At 72.9% G+C, this 18,532-nt stretch carries 21 protein-coding genes; 6 read left to right on the top strand and 15 right to left on the bottom strand.

The genetic code is table 11. From position 1 onward, the window contains the following. The first annotated feature begins 1 nt into the window (after position 1). Positions 2 to 1,036, top strand: coding sequence for an aldo/keto reductase (locus AB0L65_RS07725; RefSeq protein ID WP_364241630.1), 1,035 nt, complete (start codon positions 2 to 4; stop codon positions 1,034 to 1,036). Between the two features lie 82 nt (positions 1,037 to 1,118). Further along, the gene (locus AB0L65_RS07720; protein WP_364241628.1) at positions 1,119 to 3,602 is read left to right on the top strand and encodes an ATP-dependent Clp protease ATP-binding subunit; all 2,484 of its coding nucleotides are present in this window, start codon (positions 1,119 to 1,121) and stop codon (positions 3,600 to 3,602) included. A 45-nt stretch (positions 3,603 to 3,647) separates the two neighbouring features. On the opposite strand, the gene ptsP is transcribed toward AB0L65_RS07720, so the two are convergent. From ptsP to AB0L65_RS07680, 8 genes are read right to left on the bottom strand one after another with little or no spacing between them, the layout of a single operon-like run. Next, positions 3,648 to 5,270: a phosphoenolpyruvate--protein phosphotransferase gene (gene ptsP, locus AB0L65_RS07715; protein ID WP_364241626.1), complete on the bottom strand. Its 1,623-nt coding sequence runs from the start codon at positions 5,268 to 5,270 to the stop codon at positions 3,648 to 3,650. Beyond that, complete coding sequence (locus AB0L65_RS07710; protein WP_364241623.1) at positions 5,263 to 5,544, bottom strand: HPr family phosphocarrier protein; 282 nt, start codon at positions 5,542 to 5,544, stop codon at positions 5,263 to 5,265. Before AB0L65_RS07710 ends, ptsP begins: the two co-directional genes overlap by 8 nt. A gap of 10 nt (positions 5,545 to 5,554) precedes the next feature. Continuing rightward, positions 5,555 to 6,559, bottom strand: a complete 1,005-nt coding sequence (locus tag AB0L65_RS07705) for a zinc-dependent dehydrogenase (RefSeq protein ID WP_350734785.1) — start codon at positions 6,557 to 6,559, stop codon at positions 5,555 to 5,557. Further along, a complete protein-coding gene (locus tag AB0L65_RS07700) occupies positions 6,556 to 6,984 on the bottom strand; it encodes a PTS sugar transporter subunit IIA (protein WP_364241620.1) in 429 nt (142 codons plus the stop codon). The genes AB0L65_RS07705 and AB0L65_RS07700 overlap by 4 nt, the downstream gene beginning before the upstream one ends. Continuing rightward, positions 6,977 to 7,285 (bottom strand): PTS lactose transporter subunit IIB, encoded by a 309-nt coding sequence (locus tag AB0L65_RS07695; protein WP_225963163.1) that lies wholly within the window; start codon positions 7,283 to 7,285, stop codon positions 6,977 to 6,979. Before AB0L65_RS07695 ends, AB0L65_RS07700 begins: the two co-directional genes overlap by 8 nt. 3 nt (positions 7,286 to 7,288) lie before the next feature. Then, positions 7,289 to 8,410, bottom strand: coding sequence for a PTS mannitol transporter subunit IICB (locus AB0L65_RS07690; RefSeq protein ID WP_364241617.1), 1,122 nt, complete (start codon positions 8,408 to 8,410; stop codon positions 7,289 to 7,291). A 32-nt stretch (positions 8,411 to 8,442) separates the two neighbouring features. Next, positions 8,443 to 9,399 (bottom strand): 1-phosphofructokinase, encoded by a 957-nt coding sequence (pfkB, locus tag AB0L65_RS07685; RefSeq protein WP_364241615.1) that lies wholly within the window; start codon positions 9,397 to 9,399, stop codon positions 8,443 to 8,445. Continuing rightward, complete coding sequence (locus AB0L65_RS07680) at positions 9,396 to 10,157, bottom strand: DeoR/GlpR family DNA-binding transcription regulator (RefSeq protein WP_364241613.1); 762 nt, start codon at positions 10,155 to 10,157, stop codon at positions 9,396 to 9,398. The genes pfkB and AB0L65_RS07680 overlap by 4 nt, the downstream gene beginning before the upstream one ends. A gap of 88 nt (positions 10,158 to 10,245) precedes the next feature. Here AB0L65_RS07680 and AB0L65_RS07675 point away from each other — a divergent pair, with 88 nt between their 5' ends. Then, positions 10,246 to 11,100, top strand: coding sequence for a hypothetical protein (locus tag AB0L65_RS07675; protein WP_364241611.1), 855 nt, complete (start codon positions 10,246 to 10,248; stop codon positions 11,098 to 11,100). Between the two features lie 168 nt (positions 11,101 to 11,268). Further along, positions 11,269 to 11,496 carry a 4-oxalocrotonate tautomerase family protein gene (locus AB0L65_RS07670; protein WP_364241608.1) on the top strand — a complete coding sequence of 76 codons (228 nt, stop codon included), beginning with the start codon at positions 11,269 to 11,271 and terminating at the stop codon, positions 11,494 to 11,496. 15 nt (positions 11,497 to 11,511) lie between these two features. Here AB0L65_RS07670 and AB0L65_RS07665 read toward each other — a convergent pair whose 3' ends face one another. From AB0L65_RS07665 to def, 5 genes are all read right to left on the bottom strand, one after another. Next, complete coding sequence (locus AB0L65_RS07665) at positions 11,512 to 11,859, bottom strand: MmcQ/YjbR family DNA-binding protein (RefSeq protein WP_364241605.1); 348 nt, start codon at positions 11,857 to 11,859, stop codon at positions 11,512 to 11,514. A gap of 10 nt (positions 11,860 to 11,869) precedes the next feature. Further along, entirely contained in the window at positions 11,870 to 12,286 is a 417-nt protein-coding gene (locus AB0L65_RS07660) for a CBS domain-containing protein (RefSeq protein ID WP_350734769.1), read from the bottom strand. An 85-nt stretch (positions 12,287 to 12,371) separates the two neighbouring features. Next, complete coding sequence (locus AB0L65_RS07655; RefSeq protein ID WP_364241602.1) at positions 12,372 to 13,778, bottom strand: pyridoxal-dependent decarboxylase; 1,407 nt, start codon at positions 13,776 to 13,778, stop codon at positions 12,372 to 12,374. Then, on the bottom strand, positions 13,771 to 14,391 hold the full coding sequence (locus AB0L65_RS07650) for an XRE family transcriptional regulator (protein WP_364241599.1): 621 nt from the start codon (positions 14,389 to 14,391) through the stop codon (positions 13,771 to 13,773). Before AB0L65_RS07650 ends, AB0L65_RS07655 begins: the two co-directional genes overlap by 8 nt. Before the next feature lie 7 nt (positions 14,392 to 14,398). Next, positions 14,399 to 14,938, bottom strand: coding sequence for a peptide deformylase (gene def, locus AB0L65_RS07645; protein ID WP_364241597.1), 540 nt, complete (start codon positions 14,936 to 14,938; stop codon positions 14,399 to 14,401). 146 nt (positions 14,939 to 15,084) lie between these two features. On the opposite strand from def, the gene AB0L65_RS07640 reads away from it, so the two are divergent. Next, positions 15,085 to 15,879, top strand: a complete 795-nt coding sequence (locus AB0L65_RS07640) for a methyltransferase domain-containing protein (protein ID WP_364241595.1) — start codon at positions 15,085 to 15,087, stop codon at positions 15,877 to 15,879. Positions 15,880 to 15,925: 46 nt separating this feature from the next. On the opposite strand, the gene AB0L65_RS07635 is transcribed toward AB0L65_RS07640, so the two are convergent. Then, a complete protein-coding gene (locus AB0L65_RS07635) occupies positions 15,926 to 16,441 on the bottom strand; it encodes a hypothetical protein (protein ID WP_364241593.1) in 516 nt (171 codons plus the stop codon). Positions 16,442 to 16,509: 68 nt separating this feature from the next. Continuing rightward, on the bottom strand, positions 16,510 to 17,436 hold the full coding sequence (locus tag AB0L65_RS07630) for a hypothetical protein (protein ID WP_364241590.1): 927 nt from the start codon (positions 17,434 to 17,436) through the stop codon (positions 16,510 to 16,512). Positions 17,437 to 17,566: 130 nt separating this feature from the next. On the opposite strand from AB0L65_RS07630, the gene AB0L65_RS07625 reads away from it, so the two are divergent. Further along, positions 17,567 to 18,502: a GNAT family N-acetyltransferase gene (locus tag AB0L65_RS07625; RefSeq protein WP_364241588.1), complete on the top strand. Its 936-nt coding sequence runs from the start codon at positions 17,567 to 17,569 to the stop codon at positions 18,500 to 18,502. The last annotated feature ends 30 nt before the right edge of the window (positions 18,503 to 18,532 follow it).

Here is an 18,532-nt window from a genome sequence, read left to right as displayed (position 1 = left end):
TGTGACTGAATATCGCGTACTTGGACGTACTGGACTCAAGGTAAGCCCGCTCTGCCTGGGGGCGATGATGTTCGGCGGGTGGGGTGAATCCGACCCCGCGGAGTGCGCCAGGATCATCGACCGCGCGCTCGACTCGGGGATCAACTTCATCGACACCGCCGACGTCTACGCCCAGGGCCAGTCGGAGGAGTTCGTCGGTCAGGCGCTCGCCAAGTCGGGCAGACGCGACGACGTGGTGCTGGCCACCAAGGTCCACGGCGCCATGGGCGAGGGCCCCAACCAGCGGGGCAACTCCCGCCGCTGGATCATCCAGGAGGTCGAGAACAGCCTGCGCCGCCTCGGCACCGATTGGATCGACCTCTACCAGATCCACCGGCCCGACCCGGCCACCGACATCGAGGAGACCCTCGGCGCGCTCACCGACCTCGTACGGCAGGGCAAGGTCCGCTACATCGGCAGCTCCACCTTCCCCGCCCACCAGATCGTCGAGGCCCAGTGGGCGGCGGAGCGGCGCTCGCTGGAGCGGTTCGTGTGCGAGCAGCCGCCGTACTCGCTGCTCGCCCGCGGCATCGAGGCCGACATGCTGCCCGTGGCCGAGAAGTACGGCATGGGCGTCATCGTGTGGAGCCCGCTGGCCGGCGGCTGGCTGAGCGGCCGCTACCGCAAGGGGCAGGAGCAGCCGCAGACGCGCCGGGCCTCCCGGCTGCCCGAGCGGTACGACCTGACCAAGGAGGTCAACCAGCGCAAGCTGGACGCCGTCGAGCAGCTCGCCGTGCTGGCCGAGGAGGCGGGCGTCACGCTGGTCGAGCTGGCGATCGCGTTCACGATCAGGCACCGGGCGGTGACGTCGGCCATCATCGGGCCGCGCACCATGGAGCACCTGGAGGGCCAGCTCACGGCCGCCGACGTACGCCTGACGGACGACGTGCTCGACAGGATCGACGAGATCGTCCCGCCGGGCGTGACGCTCAACCCCGCCGACCGGGGCTGGCAGCCGCCGGAGCTGGGCGACGCGGGCCTGCGCCGACGTCCCTGACCTGGCCCGAGGCTTTGCCTGACGCTGGGTGTGACGTTCGGCGTACGCGGTAGGGGTCCCCCGAATCGAGGGGGGACATGCGATGTCGTTTTTCGGTGGGGACCCGTTCAGAGGGTTCGAAGAGCTCACGGGCCGGGTGTTCGGCGGCATGGAGTCCTGGCCGCCGACCCGGCCCGGCGTGCAGCGGGTGGACGTCGGCCGGCTGCTGTCCGCCTCGGCGAGGGAGGTCCTGGCGCGGGCCATGGACGCCGCCGGTCAGCGCGGCGCCCCCGACCTTGACGTGCTCGACATCCTCGACGCCCTGACGGAGGACGACGCCATCCGCAACACGCTGCGCACGGCCGGGGTGGACGTGGGCCGGGTGCGCGACCGCATCGACGAGGTGGCCGGGCCGGGCGAGGCCGGCGAGCCACCCGCCACGCTCTCACCGGCCGCCAAGAGGGCCATCCTCGACGCCCAGCGGATCTCGCGTGCGCTGCGGTCGTCGTACATCGGGCCCGAGCACCTGCTGCTCGCGATCGCCGCGCGCCCCGACTCCGGCGCCGCCCGGATCCTCCAGGACCAGGGCGTCTCCGCGAACGAGCTGCAGGAGGCCATGATGGCCGTCCCGCGCCGGACCGACGGCGAGCCGCGCCGCCAGAGCGACACGCCGACGCTCGACGAGTACGGCAGGGACATGACCGAGGAGGCCAGGCAGGGCAGGCTGGACCCGGTCGTCGGCCGCGAGGAGGAGATCGAGCAGGCCATCGAGGTGCTCTCGCGCCGCACCAAGAACAACCCGTGCCTGATCGGCGAGCCGGGCGTCGGCAAGACCGCGATCGTCGAGGGCATCGCCCAGCGCATCGTGAACAACAGCGTCCCCGACACGCTGAAGGACCGGCGCGTCGTCGGCCTCGACCTGACCGGCATGGTGGCCGGGACGAAGTACCGCGGCGAGTTCGAGGAGCGCATCAAGAAGGTCATCGACGAGGTGCGCGCGCACTCCGACGAGATCATCGTCTTCATCGACGAGGTCCACAACCTGGTCGGCGCGGGCGCCGCCGAGGGCGCCATGGACGCGGCCAACATCCTCAAGCCCGCCCTGGCCCGCGGCGAGCTGCACGTCATCGCGGCCACCACGATCGACGAGTACCGCAAGAACATCGAGAAGGACGCCGCGCTCGAACGCCGCTTCCAGCCCATCCTGGTCGCCGAGCCGAGCGTGGAGGAGACGGTCGAGATCCTGGCCGGGCTGCGGGACGCGTACGAGGCGCACCACCAGGTCCGCATCACCGACGAGGCGCTCGACGCGGCCGCGACCCTGTCCGACCGCTACGTCTCCGACCGGTTCCTGCCGGACAAGGCCATCGATCTCATGGACCAGGCCTCCGCCCGGGTGCGGCTGCGCTCGCGCACGCCCGGCGCCGACGTACGGGAGCTGGAGGAGCGGCTCGACGCGCTGCGCCGGGACAAGGACCAGGCCGTCTCCGCCGAGGACTTCGACCGCGCCAAGGACCTCACCACGCAGATCGACAAGGTCAGGCCGGAGGTCGAACGCGCCAGGCACGGCACGGACAGCGTGCCCCTGGTCACGGTCGAGGACATCGCCGAGATCGTCTCCCGCCGCACCGGCATCCCGGTCACGCAGCTCACCCAGCAGGAGCGCGAGCGCCTGATGCGCCTGGAGGAGCACCTGCACGAGCGCGTGATCGGCCAGGAGGAGGCCGTCACCGCCATCGCCGAGGCCGTACGCCGGGCGCGGGCGGGCCTGAAGGACCCGAACCGCCCGATCGGCAGCTTCCTGTTCCTCGGCCCGACGGGGGTCGGCAAGACGGAGCTGGCCAGGGCGCTCGCCGCGGCGCTGTTCGGCGGCGAGGACCACATGGTGCGCATCGACATGAGCGAGTTCCAGGAGCGGCACACGGTCTCCCGCCTCATCGGCGCGCCGCCCGGATATGTCGGGTACGAGGAGGCGGGTCAGCTCACCGAGGCCGTCCGCCGCCGCCCGCACGGCGTGATCCTGCTGGACGAGATCGAGAAGGCCCACCCGGACGTCATGAACATCCTGCTGCAGATGCTCGACGACGGCCGCCTCACCGACGGTCAGGGCCGCACGGTGGACTTCACCAACACGATCGTCATCATGACCAGCAACATCGGCGCCCAGCTCATCCTGGACTCGCCGGGCGACGTCAAGGAGCTCGAGGACCGGCTCATGGACCTGCTGCGGCACTCGCTCCGGCCGGAGCTGCTCAACCGCATCGACGAGACGATCATCTTCAAGCGGCTGGAGAAGGAACAGCTGCGCCAGATCGTGGACCTGATGCTGGATCGCACCCGGCAGCGGCTGCGCGGGCAGGGCGTCGCGCTGGAGGTCACGGACGCGGCCAAGGACTGGCTGGCCGAGCGCGGCTACCAGCCGGAGTTCGGGGCCCGGCCGCTGCGGCGCGCGGTGCAGCGGGAGGTGGACAACCGGCTGGCCACGATGCTGCTGACCGGGGAGGTCGAGGAGGGGGGCCGGGTGACGGCGGACGTCGAGGGCGACCACCTCGCCTTCCGCGCCACCGCCGCGCAGCCGACCCCCTGACCGCCGCTCCCGGCCTCCCGCGGTGGGGGCGCGGCGGGGGCGCGGTCAGGCGAGGGCGGCCGCGGCGCGTTCGCGGCAGTCGGCCAGCGTGAGGTCCGCCAGGGCCTCGCGTACGGCGGGGACGCACACCGGGGCCATGGACAGGCTGGTCACGCCGAGCCCCACCAGCAGAGGCGCGAGCAGCGGGTCTCCGGCCGCCTCCCCGCACACCCCGACCGGCTTGCCCGCCTCCCGCCCCGCGGCGGCGCACATGGCGATCAGCTCCAGCAGCGCGGGCTGGCGCGGGTCGAGCAGGTCGGCGAGGGCGGAGTGCTGGCGGTCGGCGGCGAAGGTGTACTGGGCCAGGTCGTTGGTGCCGATGCTGAGGAAGTCCATCTCCCGCAGCAGCCGCCCGGCCCGCAGCGCCGCCGCCGGGACCTCGATCATCGCGCCCACCCTGGCGATGCCCCTGGCGCGGGCGCGCCGCGCGAACCCGGTCGCCTCCGCCGTCGTGGTGACCATGGGCGCCATCACCCACGCCTCCGCGCCCGTCTTGCGGGCCGCCTCGGCGATGGCGTCGAGCTGGGTGTCCAGGACGTCCGGCAGCAGCCGGTCGACGCGCAGGCCGCGCACGCCGAGGGCCGGGTTCGGCTCGCCGGGCAGGCCGAGGAAGGGCAGGGGCTTGTCGGTGCCCGCGTCGAGCGTCCGCACGATCACGCTCTCCGCCTGGGCGAACACCTCGGCGTACGCGGCCACCTGCTCCTCGAACGACGGCGCCGTCGTACGGTCCAGGAACAGGAACTCCGTCCTGAACAGCCCGACCCCCTCGGCGCCCGGCCGCAGGTCACCGGCCGAGCCGATGTTGAGCAGCAGCTTCACCGGGTGGCCGTCCGCCGTCCGGCCCGGGCCCCGGCCGGCCGCCAGCCTGGCCCGCTCCGCGCGGTCGGCCTCCCGGACCTCGGCCGCCTCCCGCTCGGTGAGGCCGACGGCGAGCTCGCCGGTGCGGCCGTCCACGCCGACCACGGTGCCGTCCGGGACGTCCATGATCCCCTTGCAGGCCACCACGGCGGGCAGGCCCCGGCCGCGGGCCAGGATCGCGGTGTGGCTCGTCGGCCCACCCCGCTCGGTCACCAGGGCCAGCACGTCCGGGCCCAGGCCCGCGGTGTCGGCGGGGGAGAGGTCCTCGGCCACCAGCACGTACGGGTGGCCGGGGGAGGGGAGCCCCGGCATGGGGAGGCCGAGCGCGAACGCCACGGCCCGGTGCCTGAGGTCGTCGAGGTCGGCGGCCCGCTCGGCCAGGTAGCCGCCGAGCGCGGCCAGCGTGTCCCGGTGCTGCGCGAAGGCCGCGTCCAGCGCGTGGGCGGCGTCCATGCCCTCCTGGGCCCGGCCCTGGGCGTCCTCCAGCAGCATCGGATCGTCGGCGATCATGGCCAGCGCCTCGAGGATGTCCGCCGCCTCCCCTGAGGCGCCGGCGGCGCGCCGGGTGAGGTCCGCGGCGACCGCCTCCAGGGCGGCGGCGACGGCGGCCGGCTCGGCGGCGGGGTCGGCGGCGCGGTCGGCGACTGGGCGCGGCGGGGGCAGCGTCGGAGGGGCGGCCATCCGCATCGTCGGCCCCGCCGCCCGCCCCTGGCTGACCCCGAGGCCGGTCAGCAGCCCGCCAGAACCGGAGAAGGCGGGCCGGTCAGGCATCGAGGGCCTCTTCCGCGTCGAGGTCGCGCGCGAGCAGCGCCGCCAGCGAGTCCAGCGCCTCGTCCGCCCCCGGCCCGTCCGCCTCCAGCGTCACCTCCGTGCCGCGTACCGCTCCCAGCGACAGCACGCCGAGCATGCTCTTCGCCGGGACCGCCTTCTCCCCGAGCCGCACCGTCACCGGCACCCCCAGCCGCGCCGCCGCCTGCACGAACAGCTTGGCGGGCCGGGCGTGCAGGCCGCTGGAAGAGGCCACGATCACCGTTCGCTGTGCCATCCCGAACCTCCTAGGGCTCAATAGTGACCTTGATGGCCGCGCCCCTGCTGACGAGGTCGATCCCGTCGAGCACCCGGGGCAGCGGCAGCCGGTGGGTGATGAGGTCGGACACCACCACGTCCCCCGAGGCTACGAGCCGCAGCGCCTCGGCGTTGTGGGCCGGGCTGGAGCCGTTCGCGCCGACGATGGTCAGCTCGCGGTAGTGCACGAGGTTGGAGTCCAGGGTGACGAGCGGGTCGTCCTTGGGCAGGCCGCCGAAGAAGCTGATGCGCCCCTGCCGGGCCGCCATCCGTACCGCCTGCTCCTGCGCCGCACCCGAGGCCGCCGCCGTGATCACCACGTCGGCGCCGCGCCCGCCGGTCAGCTTGAACACCTGCTCGACCGGGTCCGCGTCGATCGCCGCGTCCGGACGTACCAGCTCGGCGGCCATCGCCAGGCGCTGCGGGTTGACGTCCACGAGGAAGACGCGGGCGGCGCCGCGGGCCCGCGCGAGGCGTACGTGCAGGCAGCCGATCGGGCCCGCGCCCATCACCACCACGTCGTCGCCCGCCCCCACGCGCGCCAGCGACTGCCCGTTGAGCACGCAGGCGAGAGGCTCGGCCACCGACGCCTCGGCGAAGCCGACGCCCGGCGGGATGGCGTTGACGCCGTTCACGGCCAGCACCTTGGCCGGGATCACCATGTACTCGGCGAAGCCGCCGTCGTAGTGGTAGCCCATCGACTCCTGGTTCGGGCAGACGGTCAGGCGGCCGCGCAGGCACTCCGGGCAGGCGCCGCACGGGATCGCGGCGATCACCTGCACCCGCTCGCCCGTGTCCACGACCTCGCCGGCGATCTCGTGGCCCATCACACGCGGCGGCCTGATGTGGTGGTGCCCGAACTTGAGGATCTTGGCGTCCGTGCCGCACGTCGAGCAGTTCCGTACGCGGATCTTCAGCTCGCCGGGCCCGGCGACGGGCTCCGGCGCGTCCTCGATCCGGATGTCGCCGGGAGCATGGAATCTGGCGACTTTCACGCTGTGAGCTCCTTCATCACTTGTGAGACTTCGGTGGCCTCGCGCAGCGTCCTGGCGCGGTCGGGGTCGAGCAGGATCTCGGCCAGCGCCGCCAGCAGCGGCACGTGCCCGTCGTCCTTGGCCGCGATGCCGACGCAGAGCGTGACCTGCTCGCCGTCCCAGTCGATGCCGCCGGGGAAGCGCACCACGCAGATGGCGTCGCGCTTGACGTCCTCCTTGGAGGCGTTGGTCCCGTGGGGGATGGCCACGCCCTCGCCGACGTACGTGGAGATCGTCCGCTCGCGTTCGAGCATCGCCTCGACGTACGGCTCCGCGACCGCCCCCACCTCGACCAGCGCCCGCCCGCACCGGCGGATGGCCGCGGCGCGGTCGGGGGCGCTCTCGTGCAGCAGCACGGCCCGCGGGTCGAGCAGGCCGTCACGCATCGACCGTGCCGCCGTTCTTGATGGTGTTGACCAGCCGGGTCACCGCCGGGTCGCCGAGGAAGATCTGGAACGAGACCAGGACCTTCCCGGGGGCGGCGGCCCTGGCGCGGGCGGCCAGCCCGGCGTGGCACAGGACCACGTCGGCGTCGTCGGGGATGGAGTTGACGGGGGTGTGCTCGACGCTGACGCCGGTGTCCTTGAGCTGCTTGCGCAGCGTGGAGGCGAGCATCACGCTGCTGCCCATGCCCGCGTCGCAGGCCACGATGATCTTGTGGATGTCCTTGCTGTCGATGCCGGCCATGGCTCAGGCCTCCTTGTTGGCGGGTGCGGTGGCGGGTTCGGTGACGGTTTCCTGCGAGTCCGCGGACTCGTCCTTCTTCTCGCCCCGGCCGAAGCCGAGCAGGATCGCGGCGACGGCGAACGACACGCCCGTGGCCACGAGGATCCCCAGGCTGGAGCCGAGCCAACCGCCCTTCGGCGTGACCGCGATGTAGGCGAAGATGCTGCCCGGAGACGGCGTGGCGACCAGGCCAGCCCCGGTGACCATGAACGTGAACACGCCGGCCGCGCCGCCCGCGATGACCGCGAGGATGAGGCGGGGCTTCATGAGCACGTACGGGAAGTAGATCTCGTGGATGCCGCCGAAGAAGTGGATGATCATGGCGGCGGGCGTGCTCGGGCGCAGCTCGCGCGGGCCGAACAGCAGGTACGCCAGCAGCAGCCCGAGGCCGGGCCCCGGGTTCGACTCCAGCATGAACAGGATCGACTTGCCCGTCTCCGCCGCCTGGGCGACGCCGAGCGGGCCGAGCACGCCGTGGTTGATGGCGTTGTTCAGGAACAGCACCTTGGCCGGCTCGATCAGCACCGAGGCGACGGGGAGCAGGTTGTGGCCGATGAGCCAGCTCACCGCGTTGCCCGCGGCCGTGGTGACCGTCTGGACGATCGGGCCGATGCCGAACATCCCGACCACGGCCATCGCGCCGCCCACGATGCCGGCGGAGAAGTTGTCCACGAGCATCTCGAAGCCGGCCTTGGTCCGCTGCTCCGTGAACTTGTCCACATATTTCAGGATCAAGGCGGTGAGGGGGCCGATGATCATGGCGCCGAGGAACATCGGAGAGTCCGTGCCCACCACGACGCCCATCACCGCCACCGCGCCCACGACCGCGCCGCGCTGCCCGTGCACCATCCGGCCGCCGGTGTAGGCGATGAGGATCGGCAGCAGGGTCGAGATGATCGGGCCGACCATCTTCGCGAGCGTCTCGTTGGGCAGCCAGCCGGTCGGGATGAACAGCGCGGTGATCAGGCCCCAGGCGATGAACGCGCCGATGTTCGGCATGATCATGCCGGCCAGGTGGCCGCCGATGCGCTGGATGGTGGCCTTGACACCGGTTCCGGTGACCGGGGGAGTGTAACTGTCGGCCATGGACTTGCTCCTTCGGGGGGATGAGCAGTTGATCAGCCGCTGTGCGGGACAAGGGGGGAGGTGAGGGGGCGGGACGGGTCGGGCGGGTGGACGGCGACGACGACAGGGTCGATGTCGGCGGGGCCGGGCATGCGGCTGCCGGGCAGGCGGACCGCCGCGGCGCCCCAGGCCAGCGCCCGCGCCAGCGCGTCGGGGCCGCGCCCGCCGCCGGCCAGGAAACCGGCCAGCATGGCGTCCCCGGCGCCGACGGAGCTGCGCGGCTCGGTGACGGCGGCCTCGCCGTACCAGATGCCCTGCTCCTCGACGAGGACGGCGCCGTCGGCCCCCAGGCTGGCCAGCACGGTACGCGCGCCCGCGGCCCGCAGCTTGCCGGCCGCCTCGACCACGTCGCCCAGGCGGCGGATGAGCATGCCGGTGGCGGCGGACAGCTCCTCGAGGTTCGGCTTGACCAGCGCGGGGGCGGCGCCGAGCGCGCAGGCCAGCGCCGGGCCGCTGGTGTCGACGGCCATGTGGATGCCCGCCCCGGCGAACCTGCGGCACAGCCGGGCGTAGACGTCGGCCGGGACCTCGGGCGGCAGGCTGCCCGAGGCGACCACCCAGTCGGCCTCGTGGGCGGCGTCGAGCACGGCGTCGGCGATCGTGTCCAGCTCCTCGGCCGACAGCGCCGTGCCGGGCTCGTTGATCTTGGTGATGGTGCCGTCGGGCTCGGCCAGCGTGACGTTCGACCTGGTCGGGCCGGCCACCGGGACGGTGACCATGTCGAGCCCCTCGGCCGCGAGGAGCCGTACGAGCTGCCTGCCCTCGTCGCCGCCGAACGGCACCACCGCCCGGCTCGCCACGGCGTTGGCCAGCAGGGCCCGTGAGACGTTGACGCCCTTGCCGCCCGGGTCGAGGTGCGCGGCGGCGGCCCGGATGACGGCGCCGCGGTCGAGCGCGGCGATCTCGATGGTGCGGTCGAGGCTGGGGTTCAGGGTCAGGGTGAGGATCATGCCCGGATCACCTCCGGGCCCGCCGCCGCCAGGTCGGCGGCGAGGGCGACGTCCAGTCCGGTGTCGGTGACGAGCACGTCGATCTCGTCCAGGCCGGCGAACCTGGCCAGGTACGTGTTCGTGAACTTCGTGTGGTCGGCCAGCAGCACGCTGCGCTGGGCGGCCTTGACCATGGCCCGCTTGATCGCCGCCTCGGCCGGGTCGGGCGTGGTCAGGCCCCTGGCGAGCGAGCAGCCGTTGGCCGCCATGAAGGCCACGTCCACGTTGAGGTCGGCCAGCGGGCGCAGCGCCCAGTCGTCGACCGTGGCGAGCGTCTTGCCGCGCACCCGGCCGCCCAGCATGATCACGTGCAGGTTGGGGCGGGCGGCCAGGGCGGTGGCCAGTGGCGGCGAGTTCACCACGACGGTGAGCTCGCGGTCGGCGGGCAGCACCTTGACCAGCCGGCCCGTCGTGGTGCCCGCGTCGATGATCACGGAACCGTCCTCGGGCAGCTCGGTCAGCGCGGCCTTGGCGATGCGCTCCTTCTCGGCCGTCATCACCTCGTCGCGGGCGGCCAGCGCGGGCTCGAACCCGAGGCGCTCGACGGGGATCGCGCCCCCGTGCACCCGGCGCAGCACGCCCGCCCGCTCCAGCGACGTCAGGTCGCGGCGGATCGTCTCGGTGGTCACGTCGAGCTCGGCGGCCAGCGTCACCACGTCGACGCGGCCCGCGGCGCGCGCCCTCCGCAGGATCTCCTGGTGCCGCTCCTCGGCGTACATGATGTTGGTTCACCGCCGTTTCGGGTTGGTTTCATCTTTGTTTATACCCGCTTTGTTGGCTGGGTCAAGGCTTGGTAGGTATAGGCGAATGCGAAGCAAGCCCCTGGCCGCCGCGATGGCGGCCGTCCCCCTTGTCGTCGGGCTCGCCACGCCCGCCCAGGCGGCCCCGCGGGTGCCCGCGGGCACCACGGCGTCGTGGCTGGTGTTCGACCGGCAGGCGGGCAAGTTCGTGGCCACGCGTAACGCGCACCGGAAGTTCCGCTCGGCCTCGGTCGTCAAGATCCTCATCGCGATCGACTACCTGGAGCGGCGCAAGAGCGTGCCGGCCGCCGACGCGCGGCTGCTGAAGATCATGCTGCGCTCCAGCGACGACGACGCGGCCTCGGCGTTCTGGGACCGCGCCGGAAAGGGGCAGATCATCGTGCGGATGGCGCGCAGGCTCGGCCTGTCCGACACCGCGCCGCCGCCCGCCTCCAAGCCCGGCTTCTGGGGCTACACCTCGCTGAGCGCGTACGACATCGTGCGCACGTACCGCTACCTGCTCGACAGGGCCGAGCCCAGGGTCCGCGACACGATCCTGGGGCACCTGCGGCAGTCCACGCCGTGCGGGACCGACGGTTTCGACCAGACGTTCGGCATCCCCGGCGCGGTGCCCCGGCCGTGGGCGGTCAAGCAGGGCTGGTCGGGGTTCGGCGACACGCCGCCCACGCGGTGCTCCGGCGCCCGGGCGGTCGGGGCGCCCATCTCGTGGATCGCCCAGCGCGCCACCGGCTCGGGCGTGCCCGACTACGGCCGCCCGGTGCTGCACACGACGGGGCTGGTGGGCAAGAACGAGCGGTACGTCATGGCGGTGCTGACGGCGCACCCGGCGGGCGGCACCTGGGCCTCCTCGGTCACCCGCGTCACCAAGCTGACGGGCGACCTGTACCGCAGCCTCCCCTGATGGCGGGCATGCCGCACGCCACCGGCGGCCGGCGCCGGGCCGGGCGCCGATCGCCACCTGATCGACATGGCCACCGCGCTGGGCAAGGCGTCGCTGCACTGGCTGCGCCGGCGGCCGGCCGGGTTTGCCCCTTAGGTGCGGGGGCAGGTCCGCTGGAGGGGGGAAGCCATGCCGCTCATCAACGTGAAGGTCATCGAGGGCGTGTTCAGCGCCGCTCAGAAGGCCGAGATGGTGGAGAAGCTGACCGACGTGATGGTCGCCATCGAGGGCGAGAACCTGCGCCCGCTGACCCTGGTCATCGTGGAGGAGGTCAAGAGCGGAGACTGGGGCGTCGGCGGGAAGCCGGTGACGACCGCCGAGGTGAAGGCGATGGCCGCGGGCGTGCGACCCCGCTGAGCTGCCGCGGGCCCGTCACCGGGCCTGGGCCTGCTGTTCCAGGCGTACCTTCTTCGGCACGCACATCCGCCACGCCTCCAGGACCAGCTCCCGCATCTCGGCCGGGTCGAGCGCGTCCATGCGCGCCACCACCCAGTTGAAGCGCAGGTCGGACTCTCCGGGCATGAGGAACTTGTCCGGCTCGGCCGCCACCAGCGCGGCGCGCTCCTCCTTCGGGAAGCCGAAGCCCATCAGCGTCTCGTCACGCGAGAACGCCACGTAGACGATCTTGCCTACGCGGAACTTGACCCGGTCCCGGATGAGGTGCTCCGACGAGCGGGGGAGCGTGCGGGCGAACTGCCGTACATCGTCGACTGTGAACACGGGGCAAACGTTACTGGTTGCCCTCCGCGGCCGAAATGTCGGCGAGCGCCGAGTGCGGGTCGCGCTCCAGGGCCAGGTCGCCGAGGCTGACGATGCCGACCGCGCGGCCGTCCTCCAGCACCGGCAGGCGGCGGACGGCGTGCGAGCGCATGATCCGCACCGCCTGGTCGATGGTGGTGTCGGGGTCGATGGCCTCGACGTACGGGCTGCACGCCTCGCGTACCGGCGTCTGGGAGGACTTCTCGGCCGCCACGACGCGGACGGCGATGTCGCGGTCGGTGATGATGCCCTGGATCCGGCCGTTCTCGTTGACGATCACGGCGCCGGTGTCGTGGTCGCGCATCAGCGCGGCCGCGACGGACACCGGCTGGTCGGCCTCGACCGCCGCCGGGTGGGACGTCATGACCTCTGCCACGGTGTCGGCCATGGGGATCCTCCTGCCTGATCGGTCCCCGACCCCCTACCCGGGTGGATGCGCGGCTCACCGGCCTTTGCCGGGTCTCTGCGTTCGGCTAGAACGTCTTGGCCGCCAGGCGGATCTCCTCCAGCAGGACGGTCAGGTCCCGCTCGGTGGTGTCCGGGTGCAGGAAGCAGGCGCGCAGCGCGTCGCGGCCGCCCAGCCGGGTGCCGGTGATGAACGCGTTCCCGCGCGCCTGAACCGCGCCCGGGATCGCCCGGTTGAGGGCATCCAGGTCATCGGGGCCGGACCGGTAGCGGAAGGCGGTGATCGAGGTGGTGGCGGGTGCCAGCAGCTCGAAGTCGGCGGCCTCCTCGACCATGGCGGCGAGCGTGCGGGCCAGTCCGGTCGTGTGGTTCACCAGGCGCTCGACGCCGGAGCGGCCCAGGTGCGACAGCGTGGCCCAGGTCTTCAGCGCGCGGAACGGGCGGGTCTGCTCGGGTCCGTACTCGGAGAACCACCCCAGATCGCCCGCGTTGTCGTCGATCAGGTACGACGGCACCAGGCTGAACGCGGCCCGAGCGGCCCCCGGGTCGCGCAGCAGGGCGCAGCCGCAGCCCACCGGGACGCCGAGCCACTTGTGCGGGTCGAGGGCCAGCGAGTCGGCCCGCTCCAGCCCCGCGTAGTGCGGCGCGGCGCCGTCAGCCAGGACGCCGAGCGCGCCGTACGCGCCGTCCACGTGGAACCAGAGCCCGTGCTCGGCGGCCACGTCGGCGATCTCGTCGAGCGGGTCGACCGCGCCGGAGTTGACGGTGCCCGCGCTGCCCGCCACGCAGAACGGCCGCAGGCCCGCCCGCAGGTCCTCCTCGACCATGGTGCGGAGCGCGCCCACGTCCATCCGGTACGCGCCGTCCACCGGGACCACGCGGACCTGCCGCGATCCGAGGCCGAGGAGCTGGGCGGCCTTGTGCAGGCAGCTGTGGCCCTCCTCGGTGACGTACATGACCATGGGCGGCCGCCCGGACAGGCCCTCCTCGCGGGCGTCCCACCCGTCGGCGAGCGCGGCCCGCTGGCGGGCGGTGGCCAGGCAGATCACGGTGGCCATGGAGGCGCCGCTGGTCAGCAGCCCGCCGCCCGGCGGGTGCGGGAAGCCGACCAGCTCGGCCAGCCATCGCACCACCGCGCGCTCCAGGTGCGGGCCCGCGTGGTCGCCGCCGGCGCAGCTCGGGTTGAAGGCGGCGGCCAGCGGCTCGACGAGCACGCCCGCGGGGTTGGGCGGGGAGTTCACCCAGCCGAAGAAGCGGGGGTGGCCGTTGCCCATGGGGTACGGCAGCACGTGCGTACGGGCGTCCTCGAGCAGCTCGCCGAGGGGCCGCCCGCGCTCGGGCAGCTCCTGACCGCTCAGCCAGGCCCGCTCGGCCTCCGGCACGGGCCGCCACACGGGCCGCTCGCCGAGGCCCGCCAGGTGCTCGGCGGCGATCGCCGCCGCCGCGGCCACGTCGGTCGGGTGGAGTTCAGCCATCGGAGGGCTCCTTCCAGGGATCGTGCTGTCCGGCGCCGCCCAGCTCCATGGCGAGGTAGTAGACGCAGTCGTCGGCGCCGTCGTTGGCGAAGGCGTGGCGGCAGTCGCCGGGGTAGTAGGCCGAGTCGCCTTCCGCCAGCTCGTACGGCCTGCCGTTGATCGTCAGCCGCAGGCTGCCGCGCTCGACCGCGAGGTATTCCCGCGACCCCGGCGCGTGCGGCGCGAACTCGCCCGCGTCCACGCCGGGCCCGAGGGTCGTCCGCATGAACTCGAACTCCACGTCCCCGAGCACCGGCGACAACACGCGGCGCTCCCAGCCGGACGGGTCGCGCAGGACCCGCTGCCCGGCGTGGCGCAGCACGCGCATCGCCGAGTGCGCCGGCTCGTCGAGCAGCCGGGCGATCGACGTGCCGAGCGCCGTGGCCAGCCGGTCGAGCACCAGCACCGTCGGGGTCTTGGCGCCCCGCTCGACCTCCGAGACCATGCTCCGGCTGATGCCGCTGAGCGTGGCCAGCCGCTCGACGGTCAGCCCGCGCGCCCGCCGCTCCGTGCGGATCCGCAGCCCGAGCTCGGCCATCGACAGGCCGCTCGACAGGACCCCTTCGCCTTCCATTCCTCCACTATAGCGGTGCTTTGTCCGCGATAGTGGAACGGGCCTCCTCGTAGGCGGCCAGCACCCGCTTGCGGCGTTTGGCGGGAAGGCGGTCGATGTACAGGTAGCCGTCGAGATGGTCGGTCTCGTGCTGGAGGCAGCGGGCCAGCAGCCCCGTCCCCTCGACCGTGACGGGCTCCCCGGCGGCGTCGAACCCGTGCACGGTGGCGTGGTCGGGCCGGGGGAGCGGCGCGTACTGGCCGGGCACCGACAGGCAGCCCTCGTCGTCCGCGTCGAGATGGCGCTCGCCCACCTCGGGGAGCTCCAGGGTGGGGTTGACGACGACGCCCTTGTGGTGCTCCCCGTCCGCGTCCGGGCAGTCGTAGACGAACACGCGCAGGGCCACGCCGATCTGGTTGGCGGCCAGGCCCACGCCCTCCGCCGCGTACATGCTCGCGAACATGTCCTCCACCAGCGCCGCCAGCGCGTCGTCGAACCGGGTGACCGGCTCGCACGGGTGATGCAGCACCGGGTCTCCGACGTGCACGATCGGCCGGACCTCTCCCACGACCAACGCCTCTCTCCGAATTTGCGAACGTTTCGCAACAAAGTTTACGGGCTCTTCGCCGTCTCGATATACAAGACGTTTCTTCTTGGATGGTGAGACAACCGCTAGAGTGATCGGCGTCGGAGCGGAAACGAAGGAGTTTGCCGATGAACGCCGTGTACACGCATGGCCACCATGAGTCCGTGCTGCGCTCGCACCGCTGGCGCACCGCCGAGAACTCGGCCGCGTACCTGCTGCCCCACCTCAAGCCGCACATGAAGGTGCTGGACGTGGGCAGTGGCCCCGGCACGATCGCCGCCGACCTGGCGGGCCTGGTCGGCCACCTGACGGCGTCGGAGGTGACCGAGGAGGCGCTCGAGCTGTCCAGGGCCGAGATCACCGCCAGGGGGCTGGACAACGTCGACTTCGCCGTCGCGGACGCGCACGCCCTCGACTTCCCCGACGACACGTTCTGCGTGGTCCACGCGCACCAGGTGCTGCAGCACGTCGGCGACCCGGTGCGGGCGCTGCGGGAGATGCGCCGGGTGACCAAGCCGACCGGGTACGTGGCGGCGCGCGACAGCGACTACGCGGCGTTCGCCTGGTATCCGCTGCTGCCGGAGCTGGACGAGTGGATGGCGCTGTACCAGAGGCTCGCGCGGGCGAACGGCGGCGAGCCGGACGCGGGGCGGCGGCTGCTGTCCTGGGCCAGGGCGGCGGGCTTCACCGACGTCACCGCCACCTCCTCGACGTGGTGCTTCGCCACGCCGGAGGACCGGGCCTGGTGGGGCGGGATGTGGGCGGACCGCATCCTGGGCTCCGCCATGGCCGAGCAGGCCCTGTCGACCGGCGCGGCCACGGAGGCCGACCTGCGGCGGATCTCGCAGGGGTGGCTGAAGTGGGCGGAGGCCGAGGACGGCTGGATCTCCATCGTCCACGGCGAGATCATCTGCCGCGCCTGACGACCCCCGGCGCCGTGGGGCGCGTCCCCGGCACGCGCCGGGCGGGTCACAGGCCCAGGGTGCGGGCCCGCTGCCACTGGGGGTCGCGGTAGAGGACCATGTCCGAGCCGATCATCTCGTCCGGCGCCGACAGCATGGTGATCTCGCCGGCGGCCTGCATCTCCAGCAGCAGGTCGCGCACCCGCGGGCCGACCGGCAGCCGTCCGGCGGGCAGCCCCATCCCGGCCCGCACCGCGTCGGCGGCCTCCGACAGGTGGAACGGCCCGTCGAAGTTCGCGACGATCCCGCGTACGACGGCGATCGTGATGAGGTGTTCGGCCTCGGCGTAGGCGAGCTGCCAGATGACCTGCTCCTGGCGGCCCCCGGTGGCCGCGCACGCCGTGCAGCCGTGCGTCAGCCCGGGCGCCATCTCCTCCTGGCCGGATCCGAGGCAGACCGAGCACAGGCCGTTCTCGGCGGCGTGCAGCTCGGCCGTCATCCGGCCGGCGAGCACGGCGCCGCACTCGCAGGCGAACGCGTCACCCAGGATGCCGGTCTGCGGGGAGATCGCATGCGTCGTCACCGGGCCGACTCTACCGCCGCCCGCCGCCGTCCCGGGCACCCGGCGCACTCCAGAACGGCGGCCGCATGTCAGCCGCGCAGGTCCGCGAGCCCGTGCAGCCGGCGAAGGGCCTTGCGGGCCGCGGCGGCGACGCGCTCGTCGGGGTGGTGGTCGATGAGCACGCGCAGCACCTGCCCCGTCCACGGATGGTCCCCGAACGCCAGGATCGCGATCGTCCCCGCCTGCTCCTCCGCGTCCATCCCCATGGCGATCGACTCGATCACCTCGCCCGCCTCGCCCCCGAACTCCAGCAGCGCCGCCGCCATGTCCACGAACACCCAGGCGATCTCCTCCGGGGCGGCCGGGCGGTCGTCGCGCTCCGTCCTGGTGGCGATCACCGCCCCGAGCCCGGGCTCCTCCAGCAGCCCGGCCAGCGCACGCTTCCCCTCCTCGCCGAAGTCCGAGGACAGCAGCTCCACGCCGACCGCCCGGCTGAGCGGGCTCACCGGGGCCAGCGCCGAGGCGATCTCGGCCACCGCCGCGTCCGTGTCCCGGCCCTTGAGCCATCCGGCCAGCTCCTCGCCGCGTTCCGCCTCCGGGTAGGAGCGCAGGCCGTGCAGCAGCTTGGCGGCGTCGGCGTCCGCGAGCGACCCGATGACCGGCACCTCCTGCCCGGTGGTCTCCGCGATGATCAGCCGCGCCGCCCACAGGCCGAGCCAGCTCAGCGTGTACGGCTCCGCCTGGCGTACCAGGCCCAGCCCGGTCAGCACCTCGGGCACGGCGCCCGGATGCGGCTCGCGCGACAGGAACATCCTGATGAGCTCCAGCAGCAGCCCCTCGTCGGCGGCCAGCCGTTCGCGGCAGTGGCCCGCCCAGAAGGTCAGGACCTCCGCGTCGGAGCCCTCCGGCTTCAGCTCCTCGGCCAGGGGAGCGGCACGGACGGCCGCCGCGAGCGTGGCCTCCTCGGGCAGCCGGATCGGGGGCTGCAGGGGCAGGGTGTCGTCGTAGGACCTCACGAGCCCATCCTGTCGCGATATTTCCGCTACAGTGCCCCGTGACGCCGAAAAGTCGGAAGAAAGGAGGCGCTGAGATGTTCGGCACTACTTCGGGCACTCACTGGGCCCGCTTCTACTTCTCGGAGGAATTGTGCTTTTCCGTTCCGCGGTCGAGGACGATCTAGACCGCCTGCTCGGCTGCGTCGTCGACGAGTCCATCAGCTGGGCGCATCCCGAACGCCTGCTCTCGTTCCTGGAGAGCGGCAACTACCGGTACGACCGCATCTGGCTCGCCGTCGCCGACGACGGCGAGATCCTGGCCCGCGCCGTCTGGTGGGGCTTCCCCGACGGCGACAGGCCCCTCGCGCTCGACTGCGTGTACGTCCATCCGTCGGTGGACGATCGCGTGGGGCTGGCCGCCGAGTTGCTGGGCCGTGCCCACGAGGCGTACGGGCGGGCGATCGAGTACCACGTGTTCGTCACCCGCGGCTGGCGCGACCACCCGAAGGCCGCGGCGGCCATCGCCTGGCGCTGGGAGGCGGCCGGCCGCGCCGGGCTGACCGAGGAGCTGGAACGGCTCCGGTACGAATGGACGGCCGGGCCCGTCCCCGAGCCGTCCGACCGGCTCGTCTTCCGTGGCGATGACGACGACGAGGTGTTCGTGGAGGCGTTCCGCCGGGTGGCCGTCGGGACGCTCGACTTCCACACCCGGCAGGCCCTGGTCACGATGGACCCCCTGGAGCAGGCGCGCGAGGACGTCCGCGACAACCGGTCCATGCGGGGCGACCGGTCGTGGTGGCGGCTGGCGTACGACAAGAGCGGAGACCTCGTCGGGGTCGCCCTGCCGTCGGCCAACGACGGCGGGCCCGTGGTCGGCTACCTCGGCGTGGTGCCCGAGCACCGGGGCCACGGGTACGTGGACGACCTGCTCGGCGAGATCACCCGCGTCCACGCCGAGCACGGGGTCCAGCGGATCCTGGCGGACACGGACTCCGGCAACGTGCCGATGGCCAGGGCGTTCGAACGCGCCGGCTATCACAACTTCGCCATCAGGCTCGTCCTGTCGGCGAATCCCGTGAACGCGTGATGCGGGCGGGCCGTCGCGTACGAGATCGTC

Origin of the sequence: Nonomuraea sp. NPDC052116 (assembly GCF_040680035.1) — a bacterium.
Classification (GTDB): domain Bacteria; phylum Actinomycetota; class Actinomycetes; order Streptosporangiales; family Streptosporangiaceae; genus Nonomuraea; species Nonomuraea angiospora_A.
The sequence above is the reverse complement of the archived record's forward strand: the minus strand, read 5'-3'. Positions and strand labels throughout refer to the sequence as shown.